Below are 235 nucleotides of genomic sequence, written 5' to 3'. Positions count from 1 at the left end.
CTCCTCCATGGGAGGGATTTTGTTTTGTCAGGGTCACAATAGGGTGGTGTCTATCATGTCAAAGCCAATGAAAGAGATGGCGCTTGTGGAGCATTTAGGCGAGCTTCGCAAGCGGATCATCGTCGTGCTTGTCGTATTCGTGGCTGGCCTCATCGGCGGAATATTTGTCGCGGAACCGATCTATCATTACTTAACGGCCGCGGAGCAGGCGAAAAATTTCGAGCTGCATGCCTTC

Annotated in this window: 1 protein-coding gene; it reads left to right on the top strand. The window is 51.5% G+C overall.

Going from position 1 to position 235, the window contains the following annotated elements; all coding sequences use genetic code 11:
* Positions 1–55: 55 nt before the first annotated feature.
* Positions 56–235: twin-arginine translocase subunit TatC (locus ACSNOG_RS34055; RefSeq protein ID WP_436756529.1), on the top strand; the 180-nt coding region annotated here is incomplete at its 3' end.

Source organism: Streptomyces sp. URMC 124 (genome assembly GCF_051386455.1).
In the GTDB taxonomy this organism is placed as follows: Bacteria; Actinomycetota; Actinomycetes; order Streptomycetales; family Streptomycetaceae; genus Streptomyces.
The sequence above is the reverse complement of the archived record's forward strand: the minus strand, read 5'-3'. Positions and strand labels throughout refer to the sequence as shown.